The organism is Kocuria sp. CPCC 205297 (assembly GCF_040981035.1).
In the GTDB taxonomy this organism is placed as follows: domain Bacteria; phylum Actinomycetota; class Actinomycetes; order Actinomycetales; family Micrococcaceae; genus Kocuria; species Kocuria marina.
Genome location: NZ_JAVKPY010000008.1, coordinates 168,238 through 183,122 on the forward strand (window position 1 = coordinate 168,238; position 14,885 = coordinate 183,122).

Sequence of the window (14,885 nt, forward strand, 5' to 3'; positions counted from 1 at the left end):
CGGCCTATGGGCGAACAGCCGACGACGCCGCTCCCCGCCCTTCGCGGGCCCGGCGCCCACGCGCGGGAGGTCCCGGGCTCCGGGTGGTGCGGCGGGCGACGTCGCCGGCTCGGTGTGCGGGCGGAACGTCACCCACTCCGTGTGCTGCGGCTCCCGACGTGGTCGGCTCAGTGCGCGGCCCCGACGCTGCCGGCTCAGCGCGCTCGCGGGTGGGACGTCGCGTAGACCTCGCGCAGGGACTCCACGGACACGCGCGTGTAGATCTGGGTCGTGGCCAGGGAGGCGTGACCCAGCAGTTCCTGCACGACCCGCAGGTCCGCGCCGCCCTCGAGCAGGTGCGTGGCGAACGAGTGGCGCAGCGTGTGCGGCGTGATCCGCTCCTCCTGGTGGATCGTGCGCGCGGCGTCCTTGACCATGTTCCACGCCGTCTGCCGCGAGATCCGCGTGCCGCGAGCATTGAGGAACACCGCCGGGCTCCCCCGACCGTGCCGCGCCAACTCGGGGCGGGCCCGGACAAGGTAGCGGTCCAGGGCCGCCCCGGCGAACGATCCCACGGGCACGAGCCGTTGCTTGGCACCCTTGCCCGTCACACGGATCAGGGCGAGGTCCTCGTCGTGCAGACCGGCGAGGTCGTCCACGTCCAGTGCGACGGCCTCGGAGATACGCGCACCCGTGGCGTACAGCAGTTCCAGGAACGCCCGGGCTCGCAGTCCCGCGGGTGTATCCGGGTCCGGGGCGGCCAGGAGGTTCTCGACCTCCGTGACGCCGATGGCCCTGGGCAGCCGCTGCGGCGGCATGGGCGGGCTCACGCGGGACGCGACGTCCGTGTCCACGCTCGACTCCGTGACCCAGAACGCGTGGGCCCCCCGCACCGCCGCGAGCACCCGCGCACTGCTGCGCGCGGACAGCGCCGGGTGGGCGGCATCGCCCTCGCGGATGCTCCGCACGAACGCTCGCACGTGATCGGCCGTGATGTCCCTGGGCACACGCACGTGCGCGGCGGTCGCCGTGAGGTGCTGCAGGTAGCGCGCGAGGTCCCGGCGGTACGCACTCACGGTGTTCGCTGCGAGTCCGCGCTCGACCACGAGGTGGTCCAGGTAACGCGCCACGGCCCGCCGCAGTTCCGGTGCAGCCTCCGCCTCGGTCGTCGAGTCCGACGGCGCCGCACCTGCCCTCGGTCCCCCATCCACGATCGGCAGTGGTTCGGTGATGGGACCGTGCGACTCGAGGGAGTCGTTCACCCCTCGTGCCGCGGCCGCGAGGTCCATTCGGCGTCCGGTGCGCGCAGCGTGGCCCAGTCCCGGGACCGCGCAATGTGCGTGGCGAGGATGCCGAGCGTGGCCGCAGGGGACGTGATCCGCCCGGCCATGACCGCGGCCACGGCGTCGTCGAGGTCCGCGAAACCAGCCACGATCTCCGCCTCCTCGCCCTCGCGTTCGAACCGCTCGGACTCGGGGACCTCGCTCAGGTCACGGGCCAAGAAGATCCGGTTGGCCTCCGCCGAGGAGCCTGGCGAGTTGTCGAAGTCCGCGAGCGTGTGCCAGGTCCGGGCCGTGAGATCCGCTTCCTCGCCCAGCTCGCGCTGGGCCGCCTGCAGCGCGGGTTCCCCGGACACATCGAGCAGCCCCGCTGGGATCTCCCACATCCGCTTGCGCACGGGGTGGCGGTACTGGTTGATGAGCAGGATCCGTTCCTTCTCGTCCAGCACGACCACGGACACCGCCCCCGGGTGCGTGATGAACTCCCGGGTCAGCGGTTCCTCCTGGCCCGCCATCCGGAAGGACTCACTGCACACGTCCCAGATGGCACCGTCGTAGACGGTCCGCGAATCCATGACGGTGTGCGGATCCGGGCGATCCGTCAGCTGCTCGGCGGTGATGCTCGTGTACTCCACGGCTCAGCCCTTGGCCTGGACGCCCCGGCGCTCGAGAGCGGCCTTGACGAGACCGTCGAACAGCGGATGCGGACGGGTCGGGCGGGAGGCCAGCTCGGGGTGTGCCTGCGTGGCCACGTAGTAGGGGTGCTCCTCACGGGGCAGCTCCACGAATTCCACGAGCGTGCCCTCCGGGGACGTTCCCGAGATCCGCAGCCCGGCCTCCGAGAGGGCGTCGCGGTACGCGTTGTTGACCTCGTAACGGTGGCGGTGACGCTCGGAGACCTCCGTGGCACCGTAGGCCTCGGCCACCACGGAACCCTCGGCCAGCGCGGCGGGGTACAGGCCCAGACGCATGGTGCCGCCCAGGTCACCGGCGCCCTCCACGAACTGCTTCTGCTCCTCCATGGTCGCGATCACGGGAGTGTCCGTGTCCGGGTCGAACTCGGTGGAGGAGGCGTTGGGCAGGCCCACGACGTCGCGCGCGTACTCGATGACCATGCACTGCAACCCGAGGCACAGCCCCAGGGTGGGCACCTTGTGCTCACGGGACCAGCGCAGGGCGCCGAGCTTGCCCTCGAGCCCACGGATGCCGAAGCCCCCGGGGATCAGGACGGCGTCCACGTCACCGAGTTCGCGCTGGGCGCCCTCTGGGGTGTCGCACAGGTCGGAGGCGACCCACTTGATGTGCACGCGGGCGTTGTTCGCGAATCCACCGGCCCGTAGCGCCTCGGACACGGACAGGTACGCGTCCGGGAGGTCAATGTACTTGCCCACGAGCGCGACCGTCACGTGGTGCTCGGGCTCGTGCACCGCGGTGAGCAGCCGGGACCACTGCCGTAGATCGGCGTCCTGGTAGTCCAGACCCAGGTAGTCCAGGATGTAGGTGTCCAGACCCTGGCTGTGCAGGGTGTTGGGAATGTCGTAGATGCTGGGGGCGTCCGCGCACGAGATCACGGCGTCCAGGTCCACGTCGCACGCGGCACCGATCTTGCGCAGCATCGCGTCCGGGACGTCCCGGTCGCAACGCAGCACGAGGGCGTCGGGCTGGATGCCCAGACCGCGCAGCGAGGCCACGGAGTGCTGGGTGGGCTTGGTCTTGAGCTCACCGGACGGGCCGATGAACGGGATCAGGGACACGTGCAGGTAGAACACATTGCGCCGACCCACGTCCTGGCGCACCTGGCGCGCGGCCTCGATGAAGGGCTGGGACTCGATGTCACCGACCGTGCCGCCGATCTCGGTGATGATGATGTCCGGGGCGTTCTCGTCCTCGGCGCGGCGGCGCATCCGGCGCTTGAGCTCGTCCGTGATGTGCGGGATGACCTGCACGGTGTCACCCAGGTACTCGCCGCGGCGTTCCTTGGCGATCACCGTGGAGTACACCTGACCGGTGGTCACGTTCGCGGAGGCGTCCAGGTTCTCGTCCAGGAAGCGCTCGTAGTGACCGATGTCCAGGTCCGTCTCGGCGCCGTCGTCCGTGACGAAGACCTCACCGTGCTGGAAGGGGTTCATGGTTCCGGGATCCACGTTGAGGTACGGATCCAATTTCTGCATGGTCACGGACAGGCCGCGCGAACGCAGAAGCATCCCGAGTGAGGACGCGGTGAGCCCCTTGCCGAGGGACGAGGCCACACCTCCCGTGACGAAGATCTGCCGGGTCACCTTGCCGTCGTTCTTTTCTGTGCCTGCCTCGTGGGCGGCGTCCTGAGCATTCACCACGGGATTCGAGCCTACCATTCGTGTCTCGTCGGGGCGTTGGGGGTCGTCGGTCATGCGGTAGCGTCCCGCATGAGTTCTCGCGCGTGTTCGCGGGCCGCACTGGAGTCCTCGTGGCCCGCGAGCATGCGGGCCAGCTCCACCACGCGTTCCTCGTCCGTGAGCACTTTCACGTCCGAGACGCTCGAGTCCGAGGACTTGGTCACCAGGATGTGCTGATCCGCGAACGCAGCGACCTGGGGAAGGTGGGTCACCACGAGCACCTGCACGTTCTTGGCGAGCATCTTCAGCCGCCGGCCGATCTCTACGGCAGCCTTGCCGCCCACACCGGAATCGACTTCATCGAACACGAACGTAGGCACGGGGTCCACCTCGGAGAGCACCACCTCGAGCGCGAGCATGATGCGCGAGAGCTCACCACCGGAGGCACCCTTGCCGAGCGGGCGGGGTGTGGCCTGCGGGTGGGGCGCGAGCATGAACTCGATCGTGTCCCTGCCGTCGTCCGTGAAGCGCTCGGAGGGTTCCACCGCCACCACGAGGGACGCGTTGGGCATGGCCAGCGCGCTCAGTTCCTCGCTCACGGCGCCCGCGAGTTTTTTGGCGGCCACCCGTCGCAGCTCCAACAGCCTGGTCGCGTGCTTCACGAGGGCCGCATGCAGGCTCTCGCCCTCCGCGCGCAGTTGTTCCTCGCGTTGGGGGTCCACCACGAGCCCCTCGAGCCGGGTCCGGGCCTCGTCCGCCCAGGACAGCACTTCGTCGATGCTCGCACCGTACTTCTTGGTCAGCGCGCGCAGGGCACTGCGGCGGGCCTCGACCTCGGCGAGCCGCGCGGGGCCGTCCTCGTCCAGACCGCTCGCGTATCCCGAGAGGTCCGCGGCGACGTCGGCGGCGACCACGGTCAGCTCCCGCACTCGGGTGGCCAGGGCCACGAGTTCGGGGTCGGACTCCGCCACGAGGTCGAGCGCCTGTTGCGCGTGGGACAGCAGGGCGACGGCGTTGAGGTCCGGTTCGTCGTCCGCGTCGGATCCGCTCAGGGCCCCGTGGGCGGACAATGCCGCACCCCGCAGGGCCTCGAGGTTAGTGAGCTTCTCGCTCTCCGCGTCCAACTGGGCGTCCTCGCCCGGAACGGGCTCCACGGCGTCGATCTCCTCGAGCGCGGTGGTCAACGCCTGGGCCTGCAGCGCTCGTTCGCGGGAGTTTTCCTTGGCCGCGCGCAACGTGGCCACGACCTCCCGGTAGCGCGCGAGTTTGCCGCGGTAGGTGGCGAGCTCCTCGGCAACGTCCGCGCCGGCGTAGTCGTCGAGCGCCGTTCGCTGGGCCGCCGGGGACTTCAGGCGTAGCTGGTCGGACTGCCCGTGGACGGCCACGAGGGTCTCACCGACGGCGCCGAGCGTGCCCACCGGTGCGGAACGGCCGCCCACATGGGCGCGACTGCGCCCCTCGGCCGAGACGGTGCGGGAGAGCAGGACCAGGGACTCCTCGGTGCCATTGACCGTCTCGCTGTCCACCGCACCACCGGATTCCTCCACGAGCGCCACAGCGGCGTGGTCCGACGGCACCCGCACGGTGGCTTCCGCTAGCGCCTTGGTGCTGCCCGAGCGCACGGACCCGGCGTCCGCGCGGTTGCCGAGCAGCATGCCGAGCGCGGTGACCACCATGGTCTTCCCCGCGCCGGTCTCACCCGAGAGGATCGACAACCCGGGGCCCAGGGGCAGGACGGCGTCCGTGATGACGCCGAGGTCGTGGATGTGGATCTCCTCGATCATGACCGGGAGGTCCCGTCCGGTCGGTCGCCGGTCCGCTCACCGGTCGAGGGGCCGCCATCGAGCCAGGGCGCGTCGTTGTGGTGCGGGATCTCCCGGCCCACGCTGAGCTTGAGTTGTTCCTCGTCCTGAGCGACCACCTTGGTGGTGGGCTGCACGACAGACAGGGCCGAGGTGAGGGCCTCGAGCTGTTCCTTGGGCATGGGGCCACGCCATCCGGCGATCGGCAGTTCGAACTTCTTGACGAGGCGTTCGGAGAACGGGGTCGCGTGCATGCGGGCCAGGTTCACGGACTTCTCGGACCGGCGCACCTCGATGCGCGATCCCGGGGGCAGGTCCACGGTTCGCCGTCCGTCGCACCACAGGACACCGCGGGCATCCGTGCGGGTGAGCACCTCCACGGCCATCATGGAGCGCGGGGAGATCACGAGGGGGCGGGAGAACAGGGCATGGGCGGACAGCGGGACCATGAGCAGGGCCTCGACCTCCGGCCAGACCACGGGACCACCCGCGGAGAACGCGTAGGCCGTGGAGCCGGTGGGGGTGGCCATGACCACGCCGTCGCACCCGAACGTGGACAGCGGCCTGCGGTCCACCTCCGTGACGACCTCGATCATCTTCTCCCGGTTGCCCTTCTCCACGGAGGCCTCGTTGAGCGCCCACGTGTGCAGGACTTTTCGGCGCTGCTCCCACACGGTGATGTCCAGGGCCATGCGCCGCTCCACCGTGTAGCGACCGTCGACGATGGCCTCCACGGTCTCGCTCAGCGCGGAACGCTCGGACTCGGCGAGGAAGCCCACGTGACCCAGATTGACGCCCAGCAGAGGGGTGTCCACTCCGCGCACCAGTTCCGCCGCGCGCAGGATGGAGCCGTCACCGCCGAGCACCATGACGATCTCGATCTCGCGCAGCGCCACGTCCTCCTCGAGGATCTCCACGGGTGCCATGTCCGACCCGTCCGCACGCAGGGCCTCGAGGTCCGGGCGGCAGAGGACAGGTACGAGCCCGGCGTCGTGCAGTTGTTCGCAGGACTGGCGGGCCGCTTCCTTGGCCTCGTGCCGCCCCGTGTGGGTCATCACCAAGATTTTCCGGCTCACGAGCTGAAGACCATCCTCCTGCGATCGACTCCCACGGTGGGCTGACTCAGCCAACACTACGCGAGCGCCCCGACGCGGTCAGTGCTTCGGGCTGCGGCACCACACGAAGAACTCCACATTGCCGTCCTGGCCCGGCAGCGGACTGGGCGCCGTGCCGAGCACCTCGAGCCCGACGTCGCGCGCGCACGCCCGTACGCGCTCCACCGCCGCTTCCCGCGCGGCGTCGGACGTCACGACGCCGGTGCGGGACAGCGCGTGCGCCCCCACCTCGAACTGGGGTTTGACCATGAGCAACAGGTCCCCTCCACGCTCCGTGGCCGCCGCGAGCGCAGGGACCACGAGGGTCAGGGAGATGAAGGAGAGGTCGCACACTGTCAGTTGGGCGGGGCCGCCGATCTCGGCGGAATCCAGGTAGCGCGCGTTGAGCCCCTCGTGGACCCGGACGCGGGGGTCCGCGCGCAGTTCGGGGACCAATTGGTCGTGCCCCACGTCCACCGCCACGACCTCGCGCGCACCACGGCGCAACAGGACGTCCGTGAACCCTCCGGTGGACGCCCCCGCATCCAGACAGCGCTTGCCCGCGGGGTACACGTCCGGGAACCGTTCGAGCGCGCCGGCCAGTTTGTGCCCGGCGCGGCTCACGTACTCCTCGCCCTCGGCTGCCGCGACCTCGAGCGTAGCCTCCGAGGTGACCACGGCGGAGGGTTTCGTGGCCGCGGACCCGTTCACACTCACGCGCCCGGCCTTGATCAGCGCGGCGGCCACGGTGCGGGACCGGGCGAGACCGCGCGCGGTCAGCGCCCGGTCGAGCCGATCGTTCACGGGTGCTCCCGCTCCCCCGCGGCGTCCGACCCAGGCTCCGTCACGGAGTCGATGAGCCCGGCGGGCAACGAACCCGGCGACGCGTTGAGGATCCGCTCCAGTTCCTCGTGCAGGACCTCGTACGCCGCCGCCTGTTCCGTGACGGGGAGCGCGGCGATGTTTGCTTCACGCGCGAGCACGCGGTCCACGGGGTCCAGGCCGGTGTGCGGGGGCTCGGGGTGTTCCTCGTTCACGCGGGGTCCTGCCACGTCAGCGACGGTTCGTGAGCGACGTCGACGTCGGGATGGGCGGCCCACCACGCGGCGCACGCAGCGCGCCAGCCGTCCAGGCTGTCGCGAGGCGCGGTGACCGTCACGGCGGTGCTGTCGGTCTCCGCGACGGCCTCGCGGCACCGCGCGCGGAACCGGTCGCCGTCGTGCGTGACTTCTACCCGGGGATACGGTTCGAACAGCTCACGCAGGTTCCCCAGGAGGTAGGTGGGGCGCTGGGACGTGCACGCGGCGAGCACCGAACGCGGCGAGTCCACCCCCGTGAACACCTCGATCCCGGGCATGCCCGCGTTGTTGGCCCCGAGGATGTCGGTGTCCAGCCGGTCCCCCACGACTGCGGGGTTGCGGGCGCCGACGCGCTCGGCCGCCTCGCGGAAGATGGGGGCCTCGGGTTTGCCCGCGACCACGGGTTCCCGGCCCGACGCCGCGGCAACAGCGGCCACGAGCGTCCCGTTGCCGGGGGCGATCCCCCGTTCCTTGGGGATGGTGCGGTCGGTGTTGGTCGCGCACCACAGCACGGCGTCGTCCGCGAGGGTGAAAGCGGCCTCGGCGAGGTGCTCCCATCCGGTGTGCGGGTCGAAGCCCTGCACCACGGCCTCCGGTTGCTCGTCCTGGGAGGTCACGGGGGTCAATCCCACGGCGCGGATCTCGTCCGCGAGCGCCTGCGCCCCCGTGATCAACACTTTCGCCGACCGCGGGAGCCGCTCCGCCAGCAAAGCCGCGGCCGCCTGGGCGGAACTCACCACGTCCTGCCTCCGAGCGGGAGCGCCGAGGGACGAGATGTGCTCGGCCACCGCTTCGGGGGATCGGGATGCGTTGTTGGTCACGTACATCACCGCGCGCCCCGAGTCCTTCACTCGCTTGAGGCTCTCCGGGGCACCGTCGATCGCGTGCGGTCCCGCGTAGACCACACCGTCCAGATCGCACAGCAAGGCGTCGAACCGTTCGATGAGCGTCGCGTCCTCGCTCCCCTCCTCGCGGGCGGGATCAGTTGCGGTCATGACCGGTGTCCGTCCCGTGCTCGCCGTCGGCGCTCTCGGCGGGTGCGTGGTTGTCGGCTGACACGTCACCCGGGGCGGCCGCGTCGTCCGACGGCGCTGTCTCCTCCCGCGCAGGGGCCGCTTCCTCATGGAAGTCCGTGCTCACTGCGGGGGCGTCGTCGTCACCGGACGGTTCGTCGTGCCGTGCCGTGGACTCGTCCTCCTCGGGTGCATCCTCCCGGACCGACGCGTCCTGCGCCTTTGCGCCACCTTCAGCCAGCGCGTCCTCCTCAGAGGGCGCCTCGTCCCGGTCGGAATCCGCGCCCGCCGCGGGGGCGTCATCACTGGGGCGGTCCGCGCTGTGTCGCTTCTGGGCCTCACGGACGGTGCGCCGAGCGTCGTCCTCGTCCAGGTCGTCACCCAGGTCCACGATCTCGGGCTCGGAGAACTGGCCCATGCCCAGCGCCGCCTCCGCGACGATGGCCTGGCGATCCCACGACATGGCCTCGCTGTCGCGACCCACCGCGCGCAGGGCGTCCGCGTACGCGCGGAAGAGTTTGGGGCTGTAGGAGAACCCGCGGTTCTTGTCGAGCTGCGGGATCTCGAGCGCCGCGAGCGCGGCCTGTTCGTCACCGGCGTCGGCGTGGATCCCGGACACGACCATGGCGAGCTCGGCCTTGCCCTCGGCGTCCAGCGCATCGGCGGCATCCGAGATGGCCTCTTCCATGGCCTTGTCCACGCGGCCCAGGGCACGCTGGGCGTCCACCATGAGCGGCAGGTGTGCCTGCGAACCGGAGATCCGCCGGTGGGTGCGCAACTCCTTCAGGGCGAGCGCGTAGTCACCGGCCGCGTACGCCGCGATCCCGGCAACCTCGCGCACAGCGCCGATCCGCCCCGCCTTACGCACGGCGGCGTTGGCGTGTTCAAGGGCGAATTCGGGATCGTCGTCGAGATAGCGCGCCGCCATCACGAGGTGCTTGGACACCCGCTCGGCATTGCTCGCCTCGAGGGCCTGCAGTTCCCGGCGCACGGTCCGGTCGATCTCCCGACCCGTGACGTCCGCGTCGATGTCCGGGGCCACGAACCGCGGCTGGGCATCTCGGCGGTCATCGCGCTCGGGGCCACGTGCGTCACCGCGCCGGTCGTCACGGTGGTCGCGGCGCTCGTCGCGCGCTCCGAAGCCACGCCCGCCGCCCTGGCGAACCCGGTCACCGCCCCGGCCCGCGAAGCCCCCGTCCCGGCGATCCCGGTCCCCGCGATCATCACGTCGCCCAAAACCACCATCACGACGGTCGCCCCGACGCCCGTAGTTGCCCTCACGCCTGTCGTCCCGACGCCCGTAGCCGCCCCGTTCCTCACCACGAGCGCCGTCGCGCGGACCGCGTCGATCGTCGTCACGGCGGTAGCCGCCTCGCCGGTCATCATTCCTGCGCTCGTCACCGCGCCCGCCGTAACTCCCCGCCCGCTCGTCCCGGCCCCGGTAGCCGCTGCGAGCGTCGTCTCCGGATGAACGGCGTCCGCTGCCGCCTCGGCCGCCGAAATCGTCCCGATCTCCGGGACGGCCCCCCGAGCCCCCGCGGTACGAGGAGCGATCGGAGCCACGGCGATCCGTGCCCCGACGATCGTCGTCGCCCCGGGAGAACCGGCGGTCTCCCCCACCGCGGGATGAACCGCGCTCGTCACGGCCCCACCGGCCGCCGCGGTCACCCCCGCCGCGTCGACGATCGGAACGATCGTGGGAACCGTGCTGTTCAGATTCGCTCAAGGGGTGTCTCCTACTGCGGCCTGCGGCCATGGTGCGGGGGCGGGATCTGGCACCGCCGGATGTTCTCGAAGAGCATTCTACAAACGGTGCGCGGAGCACTCCCAACGCCATGGACGGGCTGGTCGCGGCACTCGAACGGGACGCGGCGAGATGATCCGCGCGGGGAGTGAACCGCAGGAGGGTGGGCGCCGTACATAATGAAGCATGCGTTTGAGATCCCTCTCCAAAAACCTGCTTCTGCGGGTCCTCGTGGCCATCGTCATGGGCGTCGTCTTCGGCCTCTTCTTCCCGGAATGGCTCGCACGGGTGTTCATAACCTTCAACGGCCTCTTCAGCCAGTTCCTGGGGTTTCTGATCCCCCTGATCATTGTGGGCCTCGTGACACCGGCCATTGCGGATCTGGGACGGGGCGCGGGCAAGTGGTTGGCCGTGACGGCGGCCATCGCGTACGGGTCCACCATTTTCGCCGGTCTCCTGGCGTTCCTCGTGGCCAAGGCGAGCTACCCGTGGCTGCTGGGCGGTCACAGGTCCGTCAACGGGCTGGAGAACCCGGAGGACCACGCCCTGAGCGGGTTCTTCGACATCACCATGCCACCCGTGTTCGACGTGATGACAGCTCTCATCCTGGCCTTCTGCATCGGCGTGGGGATCACGTTCGTCAAGGGCAACTACCTGCACCACGGGTTCGGGGAGCTGCGCACGATCGTGATGCGGATCGTGGAGAAGATCATCATCCCGCTGTTGCCCGTCTACATCTTCGGCATGTTCCTGAGCCTCACCATGAACGGGCAGATCGTCCTGGTGATCTCTACCTTCCTGCGCGTGGTGATCCTGGCGTTCATCATGACCGTGGTAATCCTGATCATCCAGTACTGCGTGGCGGGCCTCGTGGCCAAGCGCAACCCGCTCGTGATGCTCAAGAACATGCTCCCGGCGTACGCCACGGCGCTGGGCACGTCATCGTCCGCGGCGACCATCCCCGTGACCTTGGAATGCACCAAGCGCAACGGCGTGGACGAGCGCGTCGCCGGGTTCGCCATTCCCCTGTGCGCCACAATCCACCTCTCCGGGTCCACCATGAAGATCGTGCTGTTCTCCCTGGCGATCATGACCATTTCGGGGATGCCCATCAACACGTGGCAGTACATCGGGTTCATCCTGCTGCTGGGCGTGACCATGGTCGCCGCGCCCGGTGTCCCCGGCGGCGCGATCATGGCCGCGGTCGGCATCCTGCAGTCCACCCTGGGCTTCGACGAGACCGCCGTGGGGCTCATGATCGCAACCTACGTGGCCATCGACTCGTTCGGCACCGCATGTAACGTCACCGGCGACGGCGCCATCGCCGCCGTCATGGACCGCATGCTCAAGGACAAGAGCGGGCGCCTGCGTGACGCCCCCGCGGAGTCGACCGTCTGACCATCTCGTACGGGCCTCGCAGCCCGCACCTGCGATCCATCACGACGGCGCGTCGCACTGTGCGACGCGCCGTCGTCATCTCGTGGCCGGGTGCCGGTACGGGTGGCCCGCTCAGGGAGCACCCGCTCAGGAGACCCCGGTGATCACGGAGAGTCCCGCCGAGACGAGGCCGGCGAACAGGACACCCCACAGCACGATCGAGATGCACTGCCAGAAGATGATCTTCCCCTTGGCCACGCCAGCCCCGGCCATCATGGACGAGGTGATCTGACTGGGCAGCACGGCCTGACCCAGGATTGACACCCCGGCCACCCCGTACTTCTCGAACATCCTCACGAAACGCTGCTGACGTTTGCTCGGCTCCTTGCGCTCGTCCCGATTGCGCGTGAAGAACTTCCGGACCCGCTCCGCGAACAGGACCAACAGGGTCATGGAGACGATGTTGCCGATCACGGCGAAGAGCACCGCCATCACGGGATGGATCCCCGCGATGACCCCCACCGCCGAGGCCCCGTAGGACTCGATAAACGGGATCGCCCCGCCCAGCATCAGGAACAGGGCCTGAACGGTCTGCCCCGCGGCCTCCACATTCTCCTGCAACCACTGCATGGCGTTCTTCCTCTCCTCCGGCGGGCGCTTGAGCGCCGCGCTGTGGACGTGTGTTCGGGCTGTCGTGTCCTTCTGCCCACCACTCTTCCGCGCGGGGACCGTTCGCGGCAGTGAGCCCGCGTCATCACCTTGGCCACGGATGTCATCAGCCCACATGACACGTGTCATATCCGGATCACCCGGCCCCTAGGGTGGAGGCATGTCGGCGATCCCTACATCCGCGCCAGTCCACGGCGCAGAACAGCACGAGCTCGACCTCGCGCGGCAACGCCGGAACATGAGCCTGGTGTGGTGGAGCACCTACCTCACGCTGGTGGGCATCCTGCTCTACGTGTTCTTCCTGAACTTCGCGGCCATCGCGTTCAGGCCATCGGCGGCCGCGTACGTCACGACGGGGATCATCGGCGTGACGAGCCTGCTGTGCTGGGCCGCAGGGCTGTTGCGGATTCGTCGGGGTGTGAGTCGGGCGGCCGTGTTGACTCCTTTCATGGGTGTGGCTGCGATCCTGGGGATTGTGTGCGCCGTTCTCGCGGCGAGCGTCGGCCCCCGAGGGGTTTACGCCGCACTCCCCCTGGCCGTCGTGGTCATGACGGCCGGCCTGCAGCCCGAGCACCGCTGGCGCTGGTTGTTCCTCGTGGCCGCTGCGATCCCGCCCGTGTACCTCTTGGTCTGTTGGGCCATGGGGGTGATGAACCCGACCGCGATGGACGTCGCCATGACCATCCAGTACGCGGGGATCGTCCTGCTCGCCATCCCCTCCTCGTTGTGGGTCTGGGGCGTCATGCTACAGCTGGAGGCCGCTCAGCGCCGTGCCGCGGACCTGGCCATCGCGAACGAGCGGCTGCGCTTCGCGGCGGACCTGCACGACGTCCAGGGGCATCACCTTCAGGTCATCAGCCTCACCACGGATCTCGCGGCCCGCCTGCTCGGCAAACAGCAGTACGACGCCGCCCGCGAGCAGGTCCTCGCGGCTCACGCAGGCGCGCAGGAAGCCCTGCGTGACACACGCTCCCTGGTCCAGGGTTATCGCTCCACCACTCTCCTGGACGAGCTCGAGAACGCGTCCTCCGTTCTCGGCGCGGCCGGGATCCACACGGACGTGGACCTGCCCCCGATGCTGCGGACCTGGGCCGGTCGCTCACGACCCTTCCCCGACTCCACCGAGGACGGCCGCGGTGACACCGTCACGAGCCATGTGCTGGGCCTCGTTGTGCGGGAGGGCACAACCAATATCCTGCGGCACTCCCACGCCTCCTCCGCGCGGATCTCGCTGCGTTTGATCTCGTCCACGGGTCGTGACGACGACGCCGCACCCACCGGTCGTGCCGCACGGCGCCGACGCCTGCCGGGCGGGGGCGCTCATCTCGAACTCGTCATCCACAACGACGGCGCGTCCCCGTCCTCGGAATCCACGCCGGACGCCTCCACCGGGAACGGATTGGCGGGGCTGCGTGAACGACTGTCGGCGCTGGGAGGCACGCTCACGTACACCTTCGATCCCGCGCACGACGGTTTCACCCTGACCGCGCGCGTGCCCATGACACGAGACGACCATGAATGACGAGCGGATCACGATCCTTCTCGCGGACGACGAGCACCTGATCCGCGGGGCCCTTGCTGCCCTGCTGCGCCTCGAGGACGACTTCGACGTGGTGGCCGATGTCGCAGACGGGGCCGAGGCTCTACGGGCGGCTCAGCAGCACTCCCCCACCGTGTGCATCCTGGACCTGGAGATGCCACCCACGGATGGCGTGGACACGGCGCAGCGCATCGTGAGCTCGGTGGACACCCGCATCCTCATGGTCACGCGCCACGCCCGTCCCGGAGTACTGCGCCGCACCCTGTCTGCGGGCGTGTCCGGGTTCCTCCCCAAGTCCACGCCCTCCGAGAAGCTGGCCCAGGTGGTGCGGGACATCGCGGCCGGCAAGCGGTACGTGGATCCAGAAATCGCCGCGAGTGCGCTATCGGGCTCCGCATGCCCTCTGAGTGACCGGGAACTGGACGTGCTGCGTGAATCCGCGCAGCAGCCCACTCTCGCGGACGCGGCTGCGGCCCTGCATCTCGCACCGGGGACCGTCCGGAACTACGTCTCCTCGGCCCTGGCCAAGTTGCACGTGTCCACCCGTCAAGAGGCCGTGCAGCGGGCATGGGACGAGGGATGGATCTGAGGGTGAGAGAGCGTGACGCTGTCGACTCGCATCGGGGTGCAGCAGAAGAACCCGATCGTGGTGGTGGCCCGAACGAACCCATCGCCGCTGGCGCCGTGGTGAAGCCCACCGTGGCGTTTACACTGCACGATCTCCTCGCCCAGCGGGACGTGCAGCGTACCCTCATCCACGGACACTGTCTCGACCTCGTGCACCCTGCCCTGTGGAAGCATCGCCTTGCTGAGCCGAACCTCGCCGCGATGTGGGAGAACTATCGTCATTGGAATACCGACGAGCGCACTCCATGAACAAAGCCCCCCGAGGAGTATTCCTCGGGGGGCTTGTGTGCGTTCCGGCGTGTTAAATGGTGGGAGGCCGCGCCCCCTAAAGGGGGTGCGGCCTCGACCACTTCTTTCTTTCATGTT

The 14,885-nt window shown here is 69.5% G+C and carries 15 protein-coding genes; 5 read left to right on the top strand and 10 right to left on the bottom strand.

The features are described from left to right. Window positions 1–194: 194 nt before the first annotated feature. From RF650_RS09480 to RF650_RS09520, 9 genes are all read right to left on the bottom strand, one after another. The gene (locus tag RF650_RS09480) at window positions 195–1,268 is read right to left on the bottom strand and encodes a site-specific tyrosine recombinase XerD (protein ID WP_368814764.1); all 1,074 of its coding nucleotides are present in this window, start codon (window positions 1,266–1,268) and stop codon (window positions 195–197) included. After that, a complete protein-coding gene (locus RF650_RS09485) occupies window positions 1,238–1,894 on the bottom strand; it encodes an NUDIX hydrolase (protein WP_131333146.1) in 657 nt (218 codons plus the stop codon). The genes RF650_RS09480 and RF650_RS09485 overlap by 31 nt, the downstream gene beginning before the upstream one ends. A gap of 3 nt (window positions 1,895–1,897) precedes the next feature. Beyond that, window positions 1,898–3,613: a CTP synthase gene (locus tag RF650_RS09490; protein ID WP_064845380.1), complete on the bottom strand. Its 1,716-nt coding sequence runs from the start codon at window positions 3,611–3,613 to the stop codon at window positions 1,898–1,900. A 32-nt stretch (window positions 3,614–3,645) separates the two neighbouring features. Beyond that, window positions 3,646–5,358 carry a DNA repair protein RecN gene (gene recN, locus RF650_RS09495; RefSeq protein ID WP_318545823.1) on the bottom strand — a complete coding sequence of 571 codons (1,713 nt, stop codon included), beginning with the start codon at window positions 5,356–5,358 and terminating at the stop codon, window positions 3,646–3,648. Next, the gene (locus RF650_RS09500) at window positions 5,355–6,452 is read right to left on the bottom strand and encodes an NAD kinase (protein WP_242670439.1); all 1,098 of its coding nucleotides are present in this window, start codon (window positions 6,450–6,452) and stop codon (window positions 5,355–5,357) included. Before RF650_RS09500 ends, recN begins: the two co-directional genes overlap by 4 nt. Before the next feature lie 78 nt (window positions 6,453–6,530). Next, complete coding sequence (locus RF650_RS09505; RefSeq protein WP_131333147.1) at window positions 6,531–7,274, bottom strand: TlyA family RNA methyltransferase; 744 nt, start codon at window positions 7,272–7,274, stop codon at window positions 6,531–6,533. Further along, window positions 7,271–7,507 carry a hypothetical protein gene (locus RF650_RS09510; RefSeq protein WP_064845384.1) on the bottom strand — a complete coding sequence of 79 codons (237 nt, stop codon included), beginning with the start codon at window positions 7,505–7,507 and terminating at the stop codon, window positions 7,271–7,273. Before RF650_RS09510 ends, RF650_RS09505 begins: the two co-directional genes overlap by 4 nt. Next, a complete protein-coding gene (locus RF650_RS09515; protein ID WP_368814765.1) occupies window positions 7,504–8,544 on the bottom strand; it encodes an HAD-IIA family hydrolase in 1,041 nt (346 codons plus the stop codon). The genes RF650_RS09510 and RF650_RS09515 overlap by 4 nt, the downstream gene beginning before the upstream one ends. Beyond that, on the bottom strand, window positions 8,531–9,604 hold the full coding sequence (locus RF650_RS09520) for a hypothetical protein (RefSeq protein WP_368814766.1): 1,074 nt from the start codon (window positions 9,602–9,604) through the stop codon (window positions 8,531–8,533). Before RF650_RS09520 ends, RF650_RS09515 begins: the two co-directional genes overlap by 14 nt. Window positions 9,605–9,673: 69 nt before the next feature. Here RF650_RS09520 and RF650_RS09525 point away from each other — a divergent pair, with 69 nt between their 5' ends. Beyond that, a complete protein-coding gene (locus RF650_RS09525; RefSeq protein WP_368814767.1) occupies window positions 9,674–10,033 on the top strand; it encodes a hypothetical protein in 360 nt (119 codons plus the stop codon). A 459-nt stretch (window positions 10,034–10,492) separates the two neighbouring features. After that, entirely contained in the window at window positions 10,493–11,704 is a 1,212-nt protein-coding gene (locus RF650_RS09530) for a dicarboxylate/amino acid:cation symporter (RefSeq protein WP_368814768.1), read from the top strand. A gap of 126 nt (window positions 11,705–11,830) precedes the next feature. Here RF650_RS09530 and RF650_RS09535 read toward each other — a convergent pair whose 3' ends face one another. After that, on the bottom strand, window positions 11,831–12,313 hold the full coding sequence (locus RF650_RS09535) for a small multi-drug export protein (RefSeq protein ID WP_368814769.1): 483 nt from the start codon (window positions 12,311–12,313) through the stop codon (window positions 11,831–11,833). 199 nt (window positions 12,314–12,512) lie between these two features. Between RF650_RS09535 and RF650_RS09540 the strand changes: the two genes are divergently transcribed. From RF650_RS09540 to RF650_RS09550, 3 genes are read left to right on the top strand one after another with little or no spacing between them, the layout of a single operon-like run. Beyond that, on the top strand, window positions 12,513–13,874 hold the full coding sequence (locus RF650_RS09540) for a sensor histidine kinase (RefSeq protein ID WP_239321704.1): 1,362 nt from the start codon (window positions 12,513–12,515) through the stop codon (window positions 13,872–13,874). Next, window positions 13,867–14,481: a response regulator transcription factor gene (locus tag RF650_RS09545; protein WP_131333153.1), complete on the top strand. Its 615-nt coding sequence runs from the start codon at window positions 13,867–13,869 to the stop codon at window positions 14,479–14,481. The genes RF650_RS09540 and RF650_RS09545 overlap by 8 nt, the downstream gene beginning before the upstream one ends. A gap of 2 nt (window positions 14,482–14,483) precedes the next feature. After that, the gene (locus tag RF650_RS09550) at window positions 14,484–14,768 is read left to right on the top strand and encodes a hypothetical protein (protein ID WP_368814770.1); all 285 of its coding nucleotides are present in this window, start codon (window positions 14,484–14,486) and stop codon (window positions 14,766–14,768) included. The last annotated feature ends 117 nt before the right edge of the window (window positions 14,769–14,885 follow it).

Bases quoted from the DNA above. Each gene is read 5' to 3' on its own strand.
- RF650_RS09515 (WP_368814765.1), bottom strand. From the start codon at position 8,544: ATGACCGCAACTGATCCCGCCCGCGAGGAGGGGAGCGAGGACGCGACG.
- RF650_RS09530 (WP_368814768.1), top strand. From the start codon at position 10,493: ATGCGTTTGAGATCCCTCTCCAAAAACCTGCTTCTGCGGGTCCTCGTG.
- RF650_RS09535 (WP_368814769.1), bottom strand. From the start codon at position 12,313: ATGCAGTGGTTGCAGGAGAATGTGGAGGCCGCGGGGCAGACCGTTCAG.
- RF650_RS09490 (WP_064845380.1), bottom strand. From the start codon at position 3,613: ATGGTAGGCTCGAATCCCGTGGTGAATGCTCAGGACGCCGCCCACGAG.
- recN (WP_318545823.1), bottom strand. From the start codon at position 5,358: ATGATCGAGGAGATCCACATCCACGACCTCGGCGTCATCACGGACGCC.
- RF650_RS09545 (WP_131333153.1), top strand. From the start codon at position 13,867: ATGAATGACGAGCGGATCACGATCCTTCTCGCGGACGACGAGCACCTG.
- RF650_RS09480 (WP_368814764.1), bottom strand. From the start codon at position 1,268: ATGGACCTCGCGGCCGCGGCACGAGGGGTGAACGACTCCCTCGAGTCG.
- RF650_RS09540 (WP_239321704.1), top strand. From the start codon at position 12,513: ATGTCGGCGATCCCTACATCCGCGCCAGTCCACGGCGCAGAACAGCAC.